General features: G+C 40.7%; 3 protein-coding genes and 1 pseudogene. 2 read left to right on the forward strand and 2 right to left on the reverse strand.

Annotated features, from left to right (window positions below; genetic code table 11):
- Window positions 1-397 (reverse strand): annotated as a pseudogene (locus tag QZZ43_RS17185) (transmembrane HD family protein); the annotation flags it as partial.
- A gap of 337 nt (window positions 398-734) precedes the next feature.
- Here QZZ43_RS17185 and QZZ43_RS17190 point away from each other — a divergent pair.
- Both QZZ43_RS17190 and QZZ43_RS17195 read left to right on the forward strand, forming a co-directional pair.
- Complete coding sequence (locus QZZ43_RS17190; RefSeq protein ID WP_291861889.1) at window positions 735-1,511, forward strand: C40 family peptidase; 777 nt, start codon at window positions 735-737, stop codon at window positions 1,509-1,511.
- Window positions 1,504-1,953 carry an NUDIX hydrolase gene (locus QZZ43_RS17195; protein WP_291861891.1) on the forward strand — a complete coding sequence of 150 codons (450 nt, stop codon included), beginning with the start codon at window positions 1,504-1,506 and terminating at the stop codon, window positions 1,951-1,953. The genes QZZ43_RS17190 and QZZ43_RS17195 overlap by 8 nt, the downstream gene beginning before the upstream one ends.
- A gap of 69 nt (window positions 1,954-2,022) precedes the next feature.
- Here the strand turns inward: QZZ43_RS17195 and QZZ43_RS17200 are convergent, their stop codons facing one another.
- Window positions 2,023-2,658 (reverse strand): WbqC family protein, encoded by a 636-nt coding sequence (locus tag QZZ43_RS17200; RefSeq protein ID WP_291861893.1) that lies wholly within the window; start codon window positions 2,656-2,658, stop codon window positions 2,023-2,025.
- Window positions 2,659-2,780: the final 122 nt, after the last annotated feature.

Consider the following 2,780-nt stretch of genomic DNA (forward strand, 5'->3'; position numbering starts at 1 on the left):
TGCTGTTTACTATCTGCCACAGACTGGAATCATTTTTCGGAGGGGTCTCCAGCAGAAAGGGGTATTTTTCGGCGAGGTCTTCTCTCTTGTGTTCAAATTCCGATAGGATTCTGTTGACCTGTACCGTTTTGCGAATCGTATCATAGTTGAAATAGGGTCTGAAATTGTTTAAAATACTGTCTCTTTCGTTCTGAATCTCTGTTTGGCTTTTATAAACAGGAAAGTCAAACGGTGCAATAAGCATCTCATGCTTCCAGGGTTTACCTTTGCTGTATTCGTAAGGAAATTTGCCTTCACGTGGCAGGATGTAAACCACCAATGTAATGGCAGCAAGAAATATCAGAACCCTGTTAATGGCTGTTGTATTATCTTTGATGGTCGAAAAAAATCCTGGCATAATAAGTTTTGTTTATCCGGTATAAGGGATAGTGCTGATATAAGTTGACGTTTTAACCTTGTTTTTTTGCTCTTTAACTATTAAGCAGATTTTAATGTGCTGTGTTTCTATGTGGTTAAAGAACAAAACTATTTCGTTTGAAACCGTCAGGTTAATTCATTACTATCTCTAAACTAACTTTGTTTTTATAAATTAAAGTACTAATATAGTGAAAAGGTTTTGCTGCATGATATATTGGTTCTTCTTTTTGGTCTGCTTTTTGTTTGGACAGGCCTAACCTGATTTACTGACTTCATCGAAAGTTAATGGAGTATTGTGATTTCAAATTTAATTTTTTATGACACAATCGATATGTACTTACGGGTTTATCCCGGTGCGCACAGAACCTTTTGAAGGGGCTCAGCTTGAAACTCAGATTTTATTTGGTGAAAGTTTTGATATACTCGAAAACAGAACGGGGTGGTGTCGGATAAAATGTCATTTTGACGGCTATGAGGGGTGGATAGATGATAAATTGATTGTGAAGTTGGATGAGCGTGACGTAGAGTTGTGGAATCGTCCTATCGGGCATGTTGTAACTAAGGCCTTTGTAAAGGTTATCCGTGAGTCCGATTCTACTCCAATGCTCTTGTCTTCCGGGAGCAGGGTAGTTTTTAATGGAGAAGACCGAAATGTCATTAGAATTGGTAATGAAGAGTTTTATTGGCAGGGAATATTGCCTGACGGGCGTTTCGATTTGGAAGAAGTGGCCCGGGGATACCTCAATTCTCCTTATTTATGGGGCGGTCGTTCATTTTATGGCATTGATTGCAGTGGAGTGGTGCAAAATGTTTTTAAGGTAGCTGGAGTCCTTTTACCCCGAAATGCCTCTCAGCAGATCAATTATGGTCAGGTGGTGAGTTTTGTAGAAGAAGCAGGAATTGGCGATTTGGCATTTTTCGACAATGAAGAGGGAGAAATCATCCATGTTGGAATTTGTCTGGGACACGGGAGTATCTTACATTCCAGTGGCTCTGTAAGGATTGATGTGCTAGACCATCAGGGTATTTATAATAAGGAGAGACAACGTTATACCCATCATCTTAGAGTTATAAAAAGAGTAATTGATGGATAAAAAATATTGTTACGACTATCCCCGTCCTGCAGTTACGGCCGATGTTGTTGCAGTTGCCGGAACGAGCTTTGAGGAGGCAAAAATTTTGCTGATTAAGAGAAAGAATCCCCCATTTCAGGATATTTGGGCGCTACCGGGTGGATTTGCCGAAATGGATGAGGATATCGAAATTACTGCCATTCGTGAGCTGGAAGAAGAAACGGGCCTGAAAGGTGTGGAGGTTCATCAGATAGGGGCCTTTGGGAAGGTGGGGCGCGATCCCCGTCATCGTACTATTACAGTTGCTTTTCTTTCCTGTCTTGATATAACTGCGGAAGTCGAAGGCAATGACGACGCTTCGGATGCCGGGTGGTTTTCGGTTAATGATTTACCCGTACTGGCGTTCGATCATGTGGACATTGTTAAACAGGGGGTGGAATTGTGGCAACGTATGAAAAGTTGATTAAAACCAAACCATCCTTTTCACTACCAACTGTTTCTAAAAAAACACTGCCGTAAATTTCTACAGCCATTATCCTTTCATTGCTTCCAACACCAGAATCGTTTCAGGTCCTTTGTTAAAAAGTAAATCGAGAATACTCAAATGAGCTTGAAAACCGTGGCGTTCACCGAATACTTGTTTGTATGGAATGGTTGTGATTCCGGAGAAGGTGTCGTCCGAAGGCTTTTTGGGATGAATGACCTCCCTGAGGTCCAACATGTTATCTGCTGAAGTATGTAGATATTCTTCTGTATAAGTGATGTCAATATCTATTCCGATTAGTTCGCAGAGAAGTTCGGTACTTTTCATGTTAAAATCAAAAAGCCAGGTGTGCTTTTTGGCAAAAAAAGGTTCTATTTCATCACAGTAAAACTGGAAGAAGGGAGATGAATTGTATGCCGAAATCAGCGACTGCCAGTGATTTTGTTGCCAGGGGGTATGGTAGGCTATTTTTACATCTTTATCTTCAATTTTTTGGTTTTTATTTTTTTCAACCGGGATCGTAAGGGCGAGCGAACCGTTGGCTGCCATGATGTTGTAACGGTTTCTGTAAGTCTGCCGGCTGTAATGAGCGTGCTTTTCAATTATTGCTCTCCCCTTTGTTAATTGTGCAAAATAGTCAACAGGCCCGAAAGCGGCCTGACAAAGCAGTGGTGTTTTTGACATACTATTGTTCCTTCTCCCAAGTGTCTGTTTTCTTGTTTGTTACCGGTTCTTTTGTTTGCTTTTCAATAGTTGATTCTTTATGTTTCTCTTTCTTTGGAACGGACGACCTGAATGAAAATATG

It is taken from the genome of Marinilabilia sp. (genome assembly GCF_016278715.1).
Taxonomy (GTDB): Bacteria; Bacteroidota; Bacteroidia; order Bacteroidales; family Marinilabiliaceae; genus Marinilabilia.